We start from the raw sequence: 17,413 nt of genomic DNA on the forward strand, positions 1-17,413 counted from the left end.
ATTGTCACACGAGGCTCGAGAACATGATGGATAGACAGGTGGCCATGCAGAGTCAGGGTCTCGTGGAAACAGTGCCCGTGGCGCCGCGGCTCTCCTCGGCCGCCCGGCGCCGGCAGATCCGCGAGAAGGTCATCGCCGGCATCATCACGGCGGCGGCCTTCACGGGAATCGCCGCGCTGGTGCTCATCCTCGTCTTCATCGCGAAGGAGGCCCTGGCGCTCTTCCTGGACGCCCACGCCCGCGAGGAGGCGAGCCTGTCCAAGATGTTCCTGCCGCAGGTGGTGCGGGCCAACCGCCCACCGGCCTTCGTGTGGCAGCCGGTGTCCAACGTGCCCAAGGTGAGCATGATTCCGCTCTTCATCGGCACGCTGAAGACGACGCTGGTGTCCATGGTGGTGGCGGTGCCGGTGGGGGTGGCGGGCGCGCTGTACGCGGCCGAGTTCGCCCCCCGGCGGCTGCGCGAGGTGCTCAAGCCGGTCATCGAGCTGCTGGCGGGCATTCCCTCGGTGGTGCTGGGCTTCTTCGCGCTGATGGTGCTGGCCACCTTCCTGCAGGACACCTTCGGACTGCCCACGCGGCTCAACGCGGTGGTGGCGGGCCTGGGCCTGGCGCTGGCCATCGTCCCCGTCATCTTCACGGTGTCCGAGGACGCGCTCACCGCGGTGCCGCGCAGCTACCGCGAGGCCTCGCTCGCGCTGGGCGCCACGCCCTGGGAGACGGCCTGGAAGGTGGTGCTCCCGGCGGCGGCCCCCGGCATCCTCGCCGCGTGCGTGCTGGGCTTCGGCCGCGCCATCGGCGAGACGATGATCGTCCTGATGGCCTCGGGCAACGCGGCCATCGTGTCGTGGAACTTCACGGACTCGGTGCGCTCCATGTCCGCCACCATCGCCGCGGAGATGGGCGAGGTGGTGGTGGGCAGCCCGCACTACTCGCTCCTGTTCTTCATCGGCGTGGAGCTCTTCCTCTTCACCTTCGTCCTCAACATGGTCGCCTCCACCTGGACCCGGCGGGTCCTCAAGCGGCTGACGGGAGCGGGCGCGTGAAGCAGCACACCTTCCGCCGGCTCGTGGGCGGCGCGCTCACGTCCCTCACCGGTTTCGCCGCGCTGCTCATCGTGGCCATGCTGGCCATCATCCTCTTCGACGTGGTCCGCGGCGGCATCGGCCACGTCTCCTGGTCGTTCCTCACCGAGCCCCCCTCCGACGGCATGATGGCGGGCGGCATCTTCCCCGCGCTCTACGGCACGGCGGCGCTCACGCTGCTGATGACGCTGGCGGTGATGCCGGTGGGCGTGCTGACGGCGGTGTACCTGCACGAGTACGCGCCCCCGGGCTCCCGGCTGGCCGCCGCGGTGCGCATCGCCGTGGTCAACCTCGCGGGCGTGCCCTCCATCGTCTTCGGCCTCTTCGGCCTGGGCTTCTTCATCCACTTCGTCGGCGGGAGCCTGGACAAGCTGCTCGGCTACCAGGAGCTGAACTGGGGCCAGCCGGGCATCCTCTGGGCCTCGCTCACCCTGGCGGTGCTCACACTGCCCGTGGTCATCGTCTCCACCGAGGAGGCGCTGCGCGCGGTGCCCATGGACCACCGCACGGCGAGCCTCGCGCTGGGCGCCACCAAGTCCCAGACGCTGGCCCGGGTGGTGCTGCCGGGCGCGCTGCCGGGCATCCTCACCGGCGCCGTGCTGGCCGTGTCCCGTGGCGCGGGCGAGGTGGCTCCCATCCTCTTCACCGGCGCCGCCTACTTCCTGCCGGACCTGCCCGACAAGCTGAACTCCCAGTTCATGCACCTGGGCTACCACACGTACGTGCTGGCCACGCAGTCCCCGGACGTGGAGGCCACCCGGCCCCTGCTGTACGCCACGGTGCTCGTCCTGCTCGCGCTCACCTTCGTCCTCAACCTCGTCGCGGTGCTCATCCGCGCCCGCACCCGCCGGCGCGCCTCCGGCGCCCACTGACACCGAGCCATGTCCCTCTCCCCCGCCGTCCCCGCGCGCATCAAGATGGAGGCGCGCCAGCTCTCCCTCCTCTACGGCTCCAAGGTGGCCGTGAAGTCGGTGAGCCTCGCCCTGCCCGAGCACCAGGTCACCGCCCTCATCGGCCCCTCCGGCTGCGGCAAGTCCACCTTCCTGCGCTCGCTCAACCGGATGAACGATCTCATCCCGGGCGCCAGCCACCAGGGCACCGTGCTGCTGGACGGCACCAGCATCCATGACCGCCACGTGGACGTGGTGGACCTGCGCCGCCGCGTGGGCATGGTCTTCCAGAAGTCCAACCCCTTCCCGAAAACGATTTTCGAGAACGTGGCCTACGGCCTGCGCGTGGGCGGGATGAAGGACAAGACGGAGATCGCCACGCGCGTGGAGAAGTCCCTCAAGGGCGGTGCGCTCTGGGACGAGGTGAAGGATCGCCTCAACGACAGCGCCCTGAGCCTGTCCGGCGGCCAGCAGCAGCGCCTGTGCATCGCGCGCGCCCTGGCCGTGGAGCCCGAGGTGCTCCTCATGGACGAGCCCGCCAGCGCCCTGGATCCCATCGCCACGGCGAAGATCGAGGAGCTCATCCACGAGCTGAAGGAGCGCTACACCATCGCCATCGTCACCCACAACATGCAGCAGGCGGCGCGGGTGAGCGATCGCACCGCTTTCTTCTACATGGGTGAGCTGGTGGAATGCGGACCCACCGAGCAGATCTTCACCAACCCGCGCGAGAAGCGCACCGAGGACTACGTCACCGGGAAGTTCGGGTAGGAGCGAGGGAGAGCGGGCACATGCCGTCGACACATACGGACAAGGCATTCGAGGCGGACCTCAGGGACTTGCGCGAGAAGCTGCTGGCCATGGGCGCCAAGGTGGAGGCGCTCATCGCGGACAGCATGCGCGCGCTCACGGAGCGCGACACGCCCCTGGCCGAGCGCGTCATCCAGGCGGACAAGGAGGTCAACCGCCTGGAGGTGGAGATCGACGAGACCTGCCGCCGCATCCTCGCGCTGCGCCAGCCGGCCGCCAGTGACTTGCGCCTCATCACCACCGCGCTGAAGATCGTCACCGACCTGGAGCGCATTGGCGACCTGGCGGTGAACATCGCCGAGCGCTCCAAGGATCTCAACGAGGCCCCTCCCCTCAAGCCCTACGTGGACACGCCCCGGCTGGCCGAGCTGGCCCAGCAGCAGGTGAAGAAGGCGCTGGATGCCTTCGTCTCCTCGGACGTGGCCAAGGCCGAGGCCGTCCTCAAGGAGGACGAGCACCTGGACGTCCTCTACCTGAAGATCTTCAACGAGCTGCTCAGCTACATGATGGAGGACTCGAAGAACATCCGCCGCGCCACCGCGCTGATGTTCATCGCCAAGCACCTCGAGCGCATTGGCGACCACGCCACCAACGTGGCGGAGATGGTCGTCTACATGGTGCGCGGCACCGACATCCGCCACCCGCGCAGCCGCAACCTGACGACCGCCACCTGACCCTCGCGGTCTGACGCAACAGGTCAGGTCCCAACGCTGTCACTGGAATTTCTCCCAGGAGACAGGCAAGCGTCACACCGGGACTTTGGGCTTCGGGAACGCAGCGGGTAGGATGCGCGGCCGCAAGCGCCCCCCGCTTCAGGAGACAGCCCGCGCCCATGAACCATGCGCTCAGCCTCACCCTCCTCACCTTCGCTGGCATCGGAGCCTTCGCCCTCGCCGCCCAGCTCTTCTTCGTGCTGCGACGGCACTGGAGCCTGTCCCGGGCTCCCGCTCCGGCTTCCAGCGCCGGGACGCCGGCGGGCATCTCCATCCTCAAGCCCCTGTGCGGCGTGGATGATGACCTGGAGGCCAACCTGGCGTGCTTCGCCACGCTCGGCTACCCGGTCTACGAGGTGATCCTCGGCGTGAAGGACACCCGGGATCCGGCCTACCAGGTAGCCCAGGCGGCCGTGGCCCGTTGGCCCCACGTGATGCGCCTGGAGCTGCAGCACGGCGAACCCGGCCTCAACCCCAAGGTGAACCAGCTCATCACCCTGGCCGGGGTGGCCCAGTACGACATCCTGCTCATCAGCGACTCCAACACGCGCGTGGAGCCGGACTACCTGCATGAGATCTCCCGCACCTTCGAGGATCCGGAGGTGGGCTGCATCTCCCACCCGGTGAGCGGCATTGGCGAGCAGTCGCTGGGCTCGCTGATGGACAACCTGTACCAGTGCACCACCACGGGCGCGGGGCAGATCGCCGCCAAGCAGGCCGCCAACCAGGACATCGTCGTGGGCAAGTCCATGGCGCTGCGCCGCGAGGTGCTGGATGCGCTGGGCGGCTTCTACTCGGTGCGCAACGTACTGGCCGAGGACTTCGTGATCGGCCGGTGGGTGACGCGCGGGCTGGGCAAGCGCGCCGTGGTGGCGCGGGCCCCCGTGTACAACGTGTCGCAGAAGAAGAGCGTCTCGGCCTTCTTCAAGCGCTACATCCGCTGGTGCATCATCCACCACTCCTGCATCCCCACGCCGGTGTACCTGTCGCAGTCGCTGCTCAACCCCATGCCCTGGGCCCTGCTGGGCGCCGTGTTCGAGCCCTCGCTCCGGGCGCTCGCGGTGGTGACCGGGGTGACGGCGGCCAAGCTCATCCACGACGTGACCGTCTTCCGGGTGCTGCGGCCCGGGCAGCCCATGCCCGCCATGACGGTGCCGGCGGTGCTGCTCAAGGACGCGCTGCTCTTCGTGGCCTGGGTGAACGGGCTGTTCGCCCGCTCGGTGGACTGGCGCGGCAACAAGCTGCGCGTGATGGCCGGCTCCAAGCTGATTCCGCCCGCGGGCACCCCGGTGCAGCCGCTGCCCACCCCCGAGGAGGTCTCCGGCGCCAAGTCCGAGGCCGACGCCGACGAGGCCGACTCCAAGGAGCTGCTCGCGGGCTGACGGGTTCACCGCGAAGTCACCGGGCCCCCCCAGAAGGTTCACCGGGGGGCCATTCCGGTGTTTCAGCGCATGGGTACTTGAAGCACACCCATGCTCATCCGGACCCTGGCGCATCTGTCGGACCTGCATCTGGACCTCACCCGCGAGAGCGACGCGACGGCCACCGCGCTCGTGGAGAGCCTCCTCGCCGAGCGCGTGGACCACGTGGTGGTGACGGGAGATCTCACCCACCAGGGCAGCCGGAGCGAGTACCGGCGCTTCCGGGAGCTCTTCGCTCCGCTGCTCGACGCCGGCCGGCTCACCTTCATCCCCGGCAACCACGACCGCACCGGCGAGGACGCGGGCGGCCAGTGGATGAATGGCCAGAAGGTGCGGGTGGAGGAGCACGAGGGCCTCTTCCTGGTGTGCGTGGACTCCACGGGCCCGCACAACCGCAACTACTTCGCCTGCCATGGCGAGCTGACCCGGGCGGTGTTGGACGAGGTGGACGCCGCCCTCAGTGCCGCTCCCACGGGCGCGCTCACCGCCGTGCTGCTGCACCACCACGTGCTGCCCCTGCCCGAGGAGAGCCTCCCCGAGCGCTTCGCCACGCGCATGGGCTGGCCGCATGCCTCGGAGTTGGCGCTGGGCGCCGAGCTCGTCCGCCGCGTCCAGGGCCGGTGCGATCTGATCCTCCACGGGCACCGGCACGTGCCCCGCGAGTTCGACCTGGGCCCCTCCCAGGGCCGCGGGCTGCGCATCTACAACTCGGGCAGCTCCATCGAGCTCGGCCGCTTCCGCCTCTTCCAGCACGCGGCCGGCCGGCTGGTGGGCGATCCCGTCTGGCAGGGCACGGCGCTGCCCCCGGTGCGCAAGCGCTCGGCCCCCAACGTCATGCCCGCCCTGCAATACCTCGCCAGCCAGCTGACGGTGTCCCTCCTCTGAACTACCTTTGGAGCACCTTTGAAGCACCTTCGAGGCACCCTGGTGGGCCGCCTCCTCCCCTGCTCTCCGGCCAGCCTTGTTCCCGTGGTGAATGCCGCGTCGTCGTCGGCGCGTTGTCCCCACGTACCAGGAGGCGACTTGGGGCGAAGGGCATCCGAGGAAGACGGACGCAAGGTGCTGGTCGTTGACGACGACGCCGACTGGCGGGAGTTCCTCAAGCTGTGTCTCGAGGATCTCGGCTACGAGGCCATCGAGGCCGCCAACGGCCAGGAGGCCCTCGACTCGCTGGCGCGGCAGCGCTACGGCGTGATGCTCCTGGACCTCAACATGCCTGGCATGAACGGCTTCGAGGTGCTGGAGCGGATGCCTCGCAACGGCACCCCGCCCCGGGTGGTGTTCCTCACCGCCGCCGCGGCGCAGGACGTCGGCGGGGCCCTGCGCACCGGGCCGCACTACTACCTCCCCAAGGGCGCCAGCCGGGATCAGCTCTCCTTGCTGCTCCAATCCCTGGACGCCTGAAGTCCCCGTGCTGCTATAGGTCGGCGCCCGGAGGTTGAACGGCCATCGCGCTCGAATTCGCCATCATCCTGGTGCTGATCCTCGCCAACGGCATCTTCGCCGGGGCGGAGCTGGCGTTGCTGTCGGTGCGCAAGACGCGCCTGAGCGAGCTGCTCGACGAGGGCAACCGCGCCGCCCAGGCCGTGCAGGCGCTGCGGGACAACCCCGAGCGCTTCCTGGCCACGGTGCAGATCGGCATCACCGTGGTGGGGGCCTCCGCGGCGGCCTTCGGCGGAGCCTCCATCGCCCAACGGCTGGTGGGGCCGCTCAAGCAGCTGGGGTTGGAGGCGGAGACGGCCGAGAGCCTGGCCTTCGCGAGCGTGGTGGGGCTGGTGTCCTATCTGTCGCTCGTCCTGGGCGAGCTGGTGCCCAAGTCGCTGGCCCTGCGCTTCTCCGAGGGCTACGCGCTGTTCATCGCCCGCCCGCTCCGGGGCATCTCCTGGGTGGTGCAGCCGCTGGTGTGGTTCCTCACCGCCAGCTCCAACCTCATCCTGCGCTTCTTCGGAGACAAGACGAACTTCACCGAGTCGCGCCTGTCCCCGGACGAGCTGCAACAGCTGGTGGAGGAGGCGGCGAAGTCGGGCTCGTTGGATCCCCGGGCCGGGGAGATCGCCTCACGCGCCTTTGATCTCGGCACCATCCCCCTGTCGGCGGTGATGGTGCCGCGCAGCCGCATGGTGGCGCTGCGCCGGCACTCGAGCGCGGAGGAGATCAAACAGGTGCTGCTGGAGCACGGGCACTCGCGGATGCCGGTGTACGAGGGCTCGCTCGACAACATCGTGGGCTACGTCATCGCGAAGGATCTGCTGGGCGTGGCGTGGGAGGGCTCGCTCATCGTGCTGGAGGACGTGATGAGGCCGGCCTGGTTCGCCTTCGAGTCGATGCGGGCCATCGACGCGATGAAGGAGCTGCAACAGCGGCGGATGCAGCTGGCCATCGTGGTGGACGAGCGCGGAGGCGTGGCGGGGCTGGTGACGGTGGAGGATCTGGTCGAGGAGCTGGTGGGGGAGATCGCCAGCGAGTTCGAGAAGCCCGAGGAGCTCTTCAAGCGCGAGGGTCCCACCACGGTGGTGGTGCAGGGCACGGCGGCCATCCGGGACGTCAACCGGGCACTGGGGCTGGAGCTGGAGGAGGGCCAGGGCTGGTCCACGGTGGGCGGCCTGTGCTCGGCGCAGGCTGGGACCATCCCCGAGAAGGGCACGAAGCTGACGCTGGAGGACGGGACGGTGCTGGAGGTGCTGGATGCGAGCCCCCGCCGGGTGCGCTCGGTGCGCATCCACCTGCCACCCGAGGAAGCATCCAAGGGCTGAAGAAGGGCGAGGGCCGGAGCCGGGGCCATGGCACCCGCCGGGACACCTCGCCTATCGTTGGCCCCCGCCATGCTGATCCAAGACGCCCTGCACTCCTCGCTGACGGATCCGATCCTGGACGTCATGAACTTCCTGAACGAGATCGCGCTCCGCTTCCCGGAGGCGATCTCCTTCGCGCCCGGCAGGCCGCACGAGAAGTTCTATGACCCCCAGCAGCTCACGACGTACCTCGACGCGTACATCCGTCATCTGAGCCAGGAGCGGGGTTTCACCGAGGCGCAGATCCGCACCAACCTGTTCCAATACGGCCGGACCAACGGGCACATCCATGGCCTGATCGCGCGGATGCTGGAGAAGGACGAGGGCATCAAGGCCGCCCCCGAGTCCATCGTCGTCACGGCCGGCTGCCAGGAGGCGATGTTCATCTCCCTGCGCGCGCTGTTCTCGAAGGACACCGATGTCCTGCTGGTGGGCATGCCCTGCTACATCGGCATCACCGGCGCGGCGAAGCTCCTGGACATCGAGGTCGTTCCGGTGGCCGAGCGCGAGGATGGTCTGGATCTGCACGAGCTCGAGCGGACGTTGGAAGCGCTCCAGGCCCAGGGCAAGCGGCCCCGGGCGCTCTACCTCGTCGCGGACTTCGCCAACCCGTCCGGGCGGAGTCTCCCGGAGCCCGCGCGCAAGCGCCTGCTGGACATCGCCGCGCGCGCCGACATGCTCATCCTCGAGGACAACCCCTATGGGTTCTTCTACCGGGAGGGCCCGCGCAAGCCCACCCTCAAGTCGATGGATGAGCAGGGACGCGTCATCTACCTGGGCTCGTTCTCCAAGTCCGCCTTCCCGGGCCTGCGCGTGGGCTACGCCGTGGCGGACCAGCGCGTCGTTGGCCCCGCGGGCGAGCATCACCTGCTGGCGGAGGAGTTCTCGAAGATCAAGAGCCTGCTGACCGTGAACACGTCCGCCATCTGCCAGGCCATCATCGGCGGCATGTTGGTGATGAACGACTGCAGTCTCCTGCAGGCGAACCACGAGCCGATCCGCTTCTACAAGGAGAACATGGACGCGACGCTCCAGGCCCTGGAGCGCCACTTCCCGAGGAGCGAGGCCTGGTCACGCGACGTGACGTGGAACGTCCCGGACGGTGGCTTCTTCCTCGTGGTGAAGCTGCCCATCGAGGCGGATGAGGCCCTGCTCGAGCAGTCCGCGCGGCACCACCAGGTCATCTGGACACCGATGCGCTACTTCTACCTCGGCACCGGTGGCGAGCATGAGCTCCGGCTCTCCGTCAGCTACCTCACGCCGGAGCGGATCGAAGAGGGCATCTCCCGCCTGGCCCGGCTGATCAGGTCCGCGATGGAGCAGCGCGGCGCACGCGCCCTCCAGGCGGGTTGAGCGGACCGGCGGACGGCGGACGCTACCCGGCGTTCGCCATCCGCTCCTTGCGCATCATCTCCTGCTCCACGGACTGGTAGAGCGCGCGGATGTTGGCCGCGCCGAACCCCCGCGCCTCCTTGCGCTGGATGATCTCGAAGAAGAGCGTGCGCCGGGAGTGGACCGAGCGGGTGAAGACCTGCAGCAGGTACCCCTGGTTGCCCTCGCGATCCACCAACACATGGTTCTCGCGCAGCTGCTCCAGATCCTCGGCCAGCGTGCCCACCCGCGCCGGGAGCGCATCGTGGTAGCCGGGAGGACTGTCCAGCAGGGGCATCTGCCGCTCGCGCAGCACGCGGACGGACTCGAGGATGTCCTCCGTGAGGAAGGCGATGTGCTGCACACCCGCCCCGCGGTGGTTGCTCAGGAAGTGGTCGATCTGCCCCGGGCGCTTGCCGGACATCGGCTCCATCAGCGCGAAGCACACCCCGCCACCGGAGGGCTGCTGCACCACCTTGGAGTTCATCCCCCCGTAGCGCGTCTCCACGTTCTCCTCGTGGCTCTGCTCCAGGCCGAACAGCCGCTGGTAGGCGTCCACCGTTTCATGGAGCGTGCCCGGGATCAGACACAGGGCCAGGTGATCCACCGCCACCAGGAGATCACGCTCCGAGGCGGGAGCCACCACCGGCTGGAAACGGCCCGGCCAGAAATCCCCCTCGGGCGCATCGCGCTCGATGAAGGAGTGCACCATGTCTCCCACCGGGGAGGCCACCGTCGCCCGCACCAGACGTCCGTGAGGACCCTCGTACACCCGCGGCTCGTTCACCGGGGTCGCGCCCCGCCGCACCGCCTCGTGGAAGGCCGCCGTCGCGTCCTGCGTGCGGAACGCCACGTCCTTGACTCCGTCCCCATGCACCGCGACGTAGCCCGCGGCCTCATCCGTGGCCACCAGCGCCTGGGTGAGGATCAACCGGCTGCGGCCCAGCTTGAGCAGGAGGCTGCTGCGGCCCTGCTGCCCCGTCTCCGGCCCGGCACGGCCCGTCACCCGGAAACCGAAGCCGGCGCAGAACACCTCCGCCGCCTCCTCCAGCTTGCCCACGTACAGCTCGAGATGATCAATCCCAGAGAAGTTCAAGCGCAGCTCTCTTCCTCAAAGACCGCCGAGACGGGGCCGACCCCTCGACACGAACGCACTGCGAGAGTAATCGGGCCGCACATTTCCACGTCCAGGAACAAAAGGGAATCCACCCTCCGCATGAGCACTCGAAACCCGTTGTTGGCGGCGGCCCTGCTGCTGGCCACCGCCGCGCCAGCCGCTCCCCGCCACGAGCTGTCGGCGGGGGTGGCCACCCTGCTGCAACTGGGCACGTTCCGCACCTCGCCGGACATCCTGATGGTGGAGCTGAAGGGCCTGCGGACCGCGGCCGAGGAGGGCCCCTGGAGCGCCGTGCAATTCGGTGGCGGTCTGCGGGTGGGCTGGCCCGCGGCCCGGGGACACCCGCCGCTGGAGGCCTTCCTCCAGGCGCAGCTCGGCGCGAAGCTGGGCCCCTGGCGGCCCGCCGCTGGATTCGAGCTGGGGCTGACGGGCCTCAACCAGCGCTTCTACAGCCTCGTGTATCCCGACAACCGGCTCGAGGGGTACGAGGACGCGACCCTCGGCCCGGCCTACGGCGCCTTCACGCTCAGCCCCGTGCGCTTCCAGCTGGGCCGCGTCCAGTTGAGCGCGCTCCAGCTGAACCTCGGCACCGGCCTCGGCCCTCGGGACTCCAGCGTCCGCGTCCAGGTCGGAGTGCTGAGCCTCGGAGGCTGGCTATGAGGAAGACACTCGCCGCCGCGGGCCTGCTGCTGGCCTGCGCGTGTGCCCCCACCTCCTCGAGGTTCTCGGAGGAGCAGCTCGCCCGGCTCTCCACGCTCGCCGGACAGGTGGAGACCGGGCAGCTGATGGGCCACGTCCGGGCGCTGACCCGGAGCCACCAGGAGGACACTCCCCTGAGCTGCACGCCGGTGCAGCGCGAGCAGTACGCCCCCGCCTGTTTCATGACGAGGGATCGAGCGCGCGACCTGATGAAGTCCCGGCTCGAGGCGGTGGGACTGCAGGTGCGCACCCAGGAGGGCCAGCGCGGAGCGCTCACCTTCACCAACCTGATCGCGGATCTTCCGGGCACCACCCGGCCCGAGGAGATCGTCCTGGTGGGTGCCCACTTCGATGCGCACTACATGGGCGCGGACGACAACTCGACGGGCGTGGCGGGAGTGCTGGAGCTGGCCCGCGTCCTTTCGCAGTACCGCTTCGAGCGGACGCTCCGCTTCGTGGGCTTCGATCTCGAGGAACCGGGCATGCTCGGGAGCGGCCACTACGTGGACGCGCTCGGCCAGGAGAAGCTGGCGGGCGTCATCATCTTCGACTGCATCGGCTACTACGACACGAGACCCGGCTCGCAGAAATCCCTGCCCGGCCTGCCCGCGCCCGACACCGGTGACTTCCTCGCCATCATGGGCAACGACCACTCGCTCGGCCTGGCCACGGATCTCCACCAGCTCAACGACACGCTGCAACTCATGAAGCTGGTGTCCATCATCGCCCCGGGAGATGGCACCTCCACCGTGTCCGTCAGCGAGAGCCTGATGCGCAGCGACCACGCGGCCTTCTGGTACGGAGGGCACAAGGCGCTCTTCCTCACCGACACGGCCGACTTCCGCAACCCCCACTACCACCAGGCCACGGACGTCATCGACACGCTCGATCCCGAGTCCTTCCGCCGGGCCGTGCAGATCTCCGCCGTGGGCCTGGCCACCTGGGCGGGAGGGCCGCGATGAGAACGCCTCGCTGGGGGTTCATGGCCGCACTGCTGACCGGACTGCTGCTCGGGCCGGCGGCGGGCGCCCGGGAGCCCACCGTCCACCGCATCACCGTCTATGTCCACTCGGGGATGAGCCTGTACCTCTCCGAGGCGCGCACCCTGGGCGGCGTCGGCGGTGGGCTCGGCGTGAGGGACACGCTGGACGAGCGGTTCATCCTCCAGGCGGATGCCAGCTACCTGATGGCGCTCGGCAAGGTGGTGGAGGTGCGCGCGGGAGCGGGCCTCCAGCGGAGCGGGACGTGGACTCCGGCGGCGCTGGTGATGCTCTCGTGCATGGCGGGCCAGGGCATGCGCTTCCTGACCCCCACCCGCTCCACGCCCGTGGAAGGCCCCGCGCTCACCGTGGGACTGCAGCTCGCCCCCCTGCGCTTCACCCACTCCGGCACGCAGCTCTCGCTGTTCGAGCTCGGCGTCGGCGTGGGCTCGGACTGGCCGGGCCGTGGCCTCACCTGGCACCTCACGCTCCTGCAGGCGGGCACCACCTTCTGAAGCGAGCAGGAGGACGGGGGCCCGGCCGGAAAAAGCGAAGGGCCTGGAACCTTTCGGGGAGTTCCCCGAGGATTCCAGGCCCTTCAGAGTGCGCGCGATGCAGGATTCGAACCTGCGGCCTTTGGCTCCGGAGGCCAACGCTCTATCCAGCTGAGCTAATCGCGCACTTCGGTTACGGCGACGGCGGGTGGGTAACTAACTGACTTCCCCCGCCGACGCAAGCACGCTTTCTTGGAACAGCGCCGGGCGGGAACATCCTCCCCGGAGAGCGAGACTCCACTGTTGGATACCCACCTGACTGCCTGCTGGGGGAGCGGGAAGCCCCCGCCGGTGACGAGGGGCGGGCCTGGAGGGGCCCGGGCGGGATATGCACCACCCGGAGCCTGGCGAGCGGAGAGCCAGCCCAGACGAAGAGCGAGCGATGCACGAGAACGAGGAGCTTCGAGGTTGGGGGGAGTCCACGGTGAGCCGCGGCCTGGTGCACCGGGTGGAGGGCCCGGCGCAGCTGGCCGAGCTGATGGTGACGGCGGGCGGCCGCGGCGAGACGGTGGCCTTTCGCGGCGGGGGACGGAGCTACGGGGACGCGGCCCTGAACACCGGGGGCGCCGTCGTCGAGCTGGGCCGGCTCGATCGCATCCTGGAGTTCGACAGCACGGAGGGCATCGCGCGGGTGGAGCCCGGCGTGACCATCGCGGCGCTGTGGCGCATGAGCATCGCCCACGGCTTCTGGCCGTATGTGGTGCCCGGCACCATGCACGTCACCATCGGTGGCGCGCTGTCCATGAACATCCATGGGAAGAACCAGTACAAGGTCGGCTCGTTCGGCGAGTACGTCCGCTCCTTCCGCCTGCTGACGCCCTCGGGTGAGGAGCTGCGCTGCAGCCGCACCGAGAACGCGGACCTGTTCCACGCGGCCATTGGAGGCATGGGGCTGCTCGGGTGCATCCTCGAGGTCGAGCTCCAGCTCAAGCGCGTGTCCTCCGGGCGGCTGCTCGTGCACGCGCGCAGCACCCGGGACCTCGGCGAGGCGATGCAGGCGCTCGACACCTCCCAGGCCGACTCCGATTACATGGTGGGGTGGATCGACTGCTTCGCGCGCGGCTCCCGGCTCGGGCGCGGGCTGCTGCACCTGGCGCGGCATGTGCCGGCCCAGGAGAACCCGGATCCGTTCCTCTCCCCTGCCCGGCAGGATGTGCCTGGACGGGCGTTCGGCGTGGTGCCACTGGCCTGGCTGTGGCCGGGGCTGTGGCTGACGGTGCACGGCCGGGCGATGCGCTGGGTGAACATGGCGAAGTTCTACGCCGGCATCCGCGAGGCGAGCCGCCCGGCGTACCTGCAGACGCATGGCGCGTTCCACTTCCTGCTCGACTACGTGCCGGGCTGGAAGAAGGCCCTGCTGCCGGGGGGACTGCTGCAGTTCCAGCCGTTCGTGCCCAGGGAGCAGGCCCACGCCGTCTACACGCACATCCTGGAGCGCTGCCAGCGCGAGGGGCTCGTTCCGTACCTCGGGGTGCTCAAGCGGCACCGGCCGGCCCCGTTCCTGATGAGCTACTACGTGGATGGGTACTCGCTGGCGCTCGACTTCTCCGTGACGGGCTCCAACCGCGAGCGCCTGTGGAAGCTCTGCCGCGAGTTGGCGGACCACGTGCTCGCCCATGGGGGGCGCTTCTATTACGCGAAGGACTCCGTGCTCACGCCGGAGCAGTTCCGCGCCAACCACGAGCCGGGGGCCATCGAGCAGTTCCTGGCGCTCAAGGCGAGGGTGGACCCGAAGAACGTCCTCCAGACGGACCAGTGGCGGCGGCTGACGAGCCCCGGGCAGGGCTCGCCCCTGCTCGCGCGGGCGGGTTGAAAAGCGAGGCGTTACCGTTCATCCAGTCGCATGAGCGCAGGGCGCACACAAACTGCGGAAGAGCATCGGAATAGGGGCAGGCTCAATCCTGGTAGTGGTGAGGCCCGAACCCGAAGCTGCTGACGGGGGGACCCTCCAGGTGCCAAAGTCAGCGCTCCAATGGCCTCCTCGACGCTGGTGGATACGAGCGGACGTGAACCCGTCCTCGTCTCATGGATCGCGGTCAACAATGATCCGTTCGAACGGAACCGAGATCGTTCCTATCGGCTCGTCGACGGGAAACACGTCAACGGCCCCACGCTCTCCCTGCTCGCGGATCCGGGCTCGGAGTACGCCGGCCGGATCACCGATGCCGTATTCCTCCGCCAGGGAGGTGAAGAAGCGGAATTTCATACGCGCGTGTACGAGGATCTCGTGGCCGCCCTGGCGGAGCGCTGCCCCACGTTACGCCTGCACCCGATCGTATGGAATGGCGCGGATCCCACGGATCATTCTGCGCTCTTCGAGTTCCTTCGCGAACGCCTTCCGCAAGTGCGCCGCAAGTTCTCGGGACGCGAGTTGGTCGTCCACGTCTCTCCTGGAACCCCCTCCATGCACACCGTCTGGGTGTTGATGGCCGAGACGGGGTTCATCGATGCGCCCTTCCGGCTCGTGAAGTCGTTCCGGCAGGAAGATCGTCACCAGGGCAGATCCCTGGTGAGCCCAGTGCATGTCGGAATCGACACGTTCTACAAGCGCTATCAAGAAACGCGGCCGCGCACGGCTTCGACGCAGGACGAGGTCATCCGGTGGGACCCGGCCCACTTCCGCTCCGAGGCACTGATTCGGGTCTTCCGTGAAGCGCAGCGTGTCGCCGCCTTGAAGGTCCCGGTCCTGATCCTGGGCGAGCGTGGCACCGGCAAGACCACGCTCGCGGCGTGGATCCGCGCGGCCAGCCCCTACCGCAAGGCAGCCCTGGACGAGGCTTGGCCCGCCATCGCATGCGGCCAGTATACGAGCGAAACCATGCGCACCGAGCTCTTCGGGTACCGCAAGGGCGCCTTCACGGGCGCGGACCGAGATCGCGAAGGACTGCTGCACACCGCGGATGGAGACACGCTCTTCCTGGATGAGTTGGGCGACATCTCCCACGATCTCCAGCGCCTGCTCATCAAGGCCGTCGAGGAAGGCAGGTTCCAGCGACTGGGCTCCACCGAGTTCGAGAAAACGAACTTCCGCTTGATTACCGCGACGAACCTCCCGGCCCTCGAACTGGCCCGGCGCATCGATCCAGACTTCCTCGATCGCGTCCGCGCCTTCGAGCTGCGCCTGCCCCCGCTCCGCGACATTCCCGAGGAACTCGACTGGATGTGGGACGCGGTGCTGATGGGGGCGGCACGGCGCGCCCAGGTGAATCGCCGGTATGCCTCCCTGCCGGAGAAGGAGCGCACCCGGCTGCTCGCGGTACTCCGGACGCACCCGCTGCCCGGCAACATCCGCGATCTCTTCCGGGTGGCTTGGCGGTTCCTCGCGGCCCGGGCGGATGACCGCTGGCCTCTGCCTCCGACCGAGGCCGTCAGCTACGCGCTCGAGGCACTGGAGGCCCCGGCGGCACCCTCGGAAGAATCCTCCCGGATGATGGCCCGGGCCTTCGCCGAGGGCCGCCCGCTCCCAGAACCTCTTCTCGAGCGGGGTCCCATCCAGACCGAGGAGTTGTTCGCTGACCTCCGCAAGTACCTCGCCACGGAGCTCCGGCGGGTATCGAAGGAGCGCCAACTACCCATCGACCGGGTGGCGGACGTAGGAGAGAGGACCCTCCGCACCTGGGCCCGGAAGGACCCTTCCGGAACACCGGAAGGTTGATTCCGCCCGCGAAGGCCCTGGGCACCGAGGAAGGGCCGCGTCGACCTCCAACCTCCTGGAATCCTTGAGCCTGACCTCGTCCACCTCGCGTGGCACGCGGCTCGCTCTGCACCTCCTTGTGCCGGTCACGACCGGACGAGGAGGTGTCCGCCATGGATGTGACGGAGGTCATGACCTACCACGCGCTGCAGCGGAGCCGGACCCGGTGCATTCCCACGACCGCCATCGAGGCGGCCCTGACCTACGGACGAAGCCGCCGGACCCGGGGCGCGGAGATCTTCACCCTCGGTTGGCGCGAGCGCCGCTACTGGGCCGAGCGGGGAGTGGACCTCTCTGGTTTCGAGGGCGTTCAGGTAGTCTGCACACCCGCGGGTCGCGTGCTGACGGTGTATCGAAACCGCAAGCCGGCGGCATGGCGGGACCGCGTACAGCGGCGGCCGGCCTGAGCACGGGGAGGGACATGGCATGGGGTTCGCCAAGTATTACGAGGACATCATCAGCCGGTACGTCGCGGACAACTACCGGCCGCGTTCCCGCTCCCCACCCGCCGCCTCCCCACCCACCGACGCAGCCCCCCGCCAGCCCAGACGCGCCCCGGCGCCACGTCCGCCGTCCCCGAGCGCCGCGCCCCGCCCTTCCACACCTCCTCCCCGAAGTCCGGAGTCTCCCATGAGCAAGCTCAAGGAGCTGACCGTCCCCAACGCGAGACCACTTCCCGTGATCGTGCTGGCCGACGTGAGTGGCAGCATGAACACAGACGGCAAGATCCAATCCCTGAACCAGTCCCTGAGGGAAATGCTGGAGTCCTTCAAGGACGAGGACGATCTCCGCGCCGAAATCCACGTCGCGGTGATGACGTTCGGCAAGGGCACGGTCCGCCAGCATGTCCCTCTGGCCACGGCGGCGAACGCGGTCTGGACGGATCATCCCGCCGCGGGAGACACGCCCATGGGCGCCGCGTTCCGGGCCGCGAAGCAGCTGGTGGAGGATCGGAACGCCATCCCTGGCAGGTCCTACCGGCCGACCCTGGTCCTCCTCTCGGATGGGCAGCCGACAGATGACTGGAAGGCGCCGCTGGATGAGCTACTGGCCAGCGAGCGCGGAGGCAAGGCGTTCCGCATGGCGCTGGGAATCGGCGCGGATGCGGACATGGAGGTGCTCTCCGCCTTCCTGCACGATCCCCAGGCCCGGGTCTTCCGAGCGGACGAAGCGCGCCAGATCCGTCAATTCTTCCGGCTGGTCACCATGAGCGTCACCAGCCGCTCCCGCAGCGCCAACCCGAACGTCGCGCCCAACGTGGACGCCGCGGAGGAATGGGACCTTTGAGCC

Annotated in this window: 18 protein-coding genes and 1 tRNA gene; 16 read left to right on the forward strand and 3 right to left on the reverse strand. The window is 68.9% G+C overall.

The window, feature by feature from the left end; all coding sequences use genetic code 11:
- Positions 1-26: 26 nt before the first annotated feature.
- From pstC to AC16DP_RS42855, 9 genes are all read left to right on the forward strand, one after another.
- Positions 27-1,043: a phosphate ABC transporter permease subunit PstC gene (pstC, locus tag AC16DP_RS42815; RefSeq protein ID WP_329730461.1), complete on the forward strand. Its 1,017-nt coding sequence runs from the start codon at positions 27-29 to the stop codon at positions 1,041-1,043.
- Positions 1,040-1,954: a phosphate ABC transporter permease PstA gene (pstA, locus tag AC16DP_RS42820; protein ID WP_329730436.1), complete on the forward strand. Its 915-nt coding sequence runs from the start codon at positions 1,040-1,042 to the stop codon at positions 1,952-1,954. Before pstC ends, pstA begins: the two co-directional genes overlap by 4 nt.
- Before the next feature lie 45 nt (positions 1,955-1,999).
- Positions 2,000-2,743 carry a phosphate ABC transporter ATP-binding protein PstB gene (pstB, locus tag AC16DP_RS42825; RefSeq protein WP_329730460.1) on the forward strand — a complete coding sequence of 248 codons (744 nt, stop codon included), beginning with the start codon at positions 2,000-2,002 and terminating at the stop codon, positions 2,741-2,743.
- Positions 2,744-2,763: 20 nt separating this feature from the next.
- Positions 2,764-3,456 carry a phosphate signaling complex protein PhoU gene (phoU, locus tag AC16DP_RS42830; protein WP_329730435.1) on the forward strand — a complete coding sequence of 231 codons (693 nt, stop codon included), beginning with the start codon at positions 2,764-2,766 and terminating at the stop codon, positions 3,454-3,456.
- Between the two features lie 158 nt (positions 3,457-3,614).
- Entirely contained in the window at positions 3,615-4,877 is a 1,263-nt protein-coding gene (locus AC16DP_RS42835) for a ceramide glucosyltransferase (RefSeq protein WP_329730434.1), read from the forward strand.
- Between the two features lie 90 nt (positions 4,878-4,967).
- Entirely contained in the window at positions 4,968-5,801 is an 834-nt protein-coding gene (locus AC16DP_RS42840; protein WP_329730433.1) for a metallophosphoesterase family protein, read from the forward strand.
- 138 nt (positions 5,802-5,939) lie between these two features.
- Complete coding sequence (locus AC16DP_RS42845; protein ID WP_329730432.1) at positions 5,940-6,320, forward strand: response regulator; 381 nt, start codon at positions 5,940-5,942, stop codon at positions 6,318-6,320.
- A 71-nt stretch (positions 6,321-6,391) separates the two neighbouring features.
- Positions 6,392-7,669: a hemolysin family protein gene (locus AC16DP_RS42850; protein ID WP_329730431.1), complete on the forward strand. Its 1,278-nt coding sequence runs from the start codon at positions 6,392-6,394 to the stop codon at positions 7,667-7,669.
- A gap of 69 nt (positions 7,670-7,738) precedes the next feature.
- Positions 7,739-9,061 carry an aminotransferase-like domain-containing protein gene (locus tag AC16DP_RS42855; protein ID WP_329730430.1) on the forward strand — a complete coding sequence of 441 codons (1,323 nt, stop codon included), beginning with the start codon at positions 7,739-7,741 and terminating at the stop codon, positions 9,059-9,061.
- A 22-nt stretch (positions 9,062-9,083) separates the two neighbouring features.
- On the opposite strand, the gene hppD is transcribed toward AC16DP_RS42855, so the two are convergent.
- Positions 9,084-10,175 (reverse strand): 4-hydroxyphenylpyruvate dioxygenase, encoded by a 1,092-nt coding sequence (gene hppD, locus AC16DP_RS42860; RefSeq protein WP_329730429.1) that lies wholly within the window; start codon positions 10,173-10,175, stop codon positions 9,084-9,086.
- Between the two features lie 120 nt (positions 10,176-10,295).
- Here hppD and AC16DP_RS42865 point away from each other — a divergent pair, with 120 nt between their 5' ends.
- From AC16DP_RS42865 to AC16DP_RS42875, 3 genes are read left to right on the forward strand one after another with little or no spacing between them, the layout of a single operon-like run.
- Positions 10,296-10,856 carry a hypothetical protein gene (locus AC16DP_RS42865; RefSeq protein ID WP_329730428.1) on the forward strand — a complete coding sequence of 187 codons (561 nt, stop codon included), beginning with the start codon at positions 10,296-10,298 and terminating at the stop codon, positions 10,854-10,856.
- Positions 10,853-11,857 carry a M28 family peptidase gene (locus AC16DP_RS42870; protein ID WP_329730427.1) on the forward strand — a complete coding sequence of 335 codons (1,005 nt, stop codon included), beginning with the start codon at positions 10,853-10,855 and terminating at the stop codon, positions 11,855-11,857. The genes AC16DP_RS42865 and AC16DP_RS42870 overlap by 4 nt, the downstream gene beginning before the upstream one ends.
- Positions 11,854-12,390, forward strand: coding sequence for a hypothetical protein (locus tag AC16DP_RS42875; RefSeq protein WP_329730426.1), 537 nt, complete (start codon positions 11,854-11,856; stop codon positions 12,388-12,390). Before AC16DP_RS42870 ends, AC16DP_RS42875 begins: the two co-directional genes overlap by 4 nt.
- A gap of 91 nt (positions 12,391-12,481) precedes the next feature.
- Here the strand turns inward: AC16DP_RS42875 and AC16DP_RS42880 are convergent.
- A tRNA-Arg gene (locus tag AC16DP_RS42880) sits at positions 12,482-12,555 on the reverse strand.
- A 256-nt stretch (positions 12,556-12,811) separates the two neighbouring features.
- Between AC16DP_RS42880 and AC16DP_RS42885 the strand changes: the two genes are divergently transcribed.
- Positions 12,812-14,242, forward strand: a complete 1,431-nt coding sequence (locus AC16DP_RS42885; RefSeq protein WP_329730425.1) for an FAD-binding oxidoreductase — start codon at positions 12,812-12,814, stop codon at positions 14,240-14,242.
- Between the two features lie 210 nt (positions 14,243-14,452).
- On the opposite strand, the gene AC16DP_RS42890 is transcribed toward AC16DP_RS42885, so the two are convergent.
- Positions 14,453-14,635, reverse strand: a complete 183-nt coding sequence (locus tag AC16DP_RS42890) for a hypothetical protein (protein WP_329730424.1) — start codon at positions 14,633-14,635, stop codon at positions 14,453-14,455.
- Positions 14,636-14,833: 198 nt separating this feature from the next.
- Here AC16DP_RS42890 and AC16DP_RS42895 point away from each other — a divergent pair, with 198 nt between their 5' ends.
- The 3 genes from AC16DP_RS42895 to AC16DP_RS42905 all read left to right on the forward strand — a co-directional run bounded on the left by AC16DP_RS42895 (position 14,834) and on the right by AC16DP_RS42905 (position 17,410).
- Positions 14,834-16,084, forward strand: a complete 1,251-nt coding sequence (locus tag AC16DP_RS42895) for a sigma-54-dependent transcriptional regulator (protein WP_329730423.1) — start codon at positions 14,834-14,836, stop codon at positions 16,082-16,084.
- Between the two features lie 152 nt (positions 16,085-16,236).
- Positions 16,237-16,530, forward strand: a complete 294-nt coding sequence (locus AC16DP_RS42900; RefSeq protein ID WP_329730459.1) for a DUF4258 domain-containing protein — start codon at positions 16,237-16,239, stop codon at positions 16,528-16,530.
- A gap of 223 nt (positions 16,531-16,753) precedes the next feature.
- Positions 16,754-17,410: a vWA domain-containing protein gene (locus tag AC16DP_RS42905; RefSeq protein WP_329730422.1), complete on the forward strand. Its 657-nt coding sequence runs from the start codon at positions 16,754-16,756 to the stop codon at positions 17,408-17,410.
- Positions 17,411-17,413: the final 3 nt, after the last annotated feature.

The sequence above is a fragment of the Archangium sp. genome (assembly GCF_057119385.1).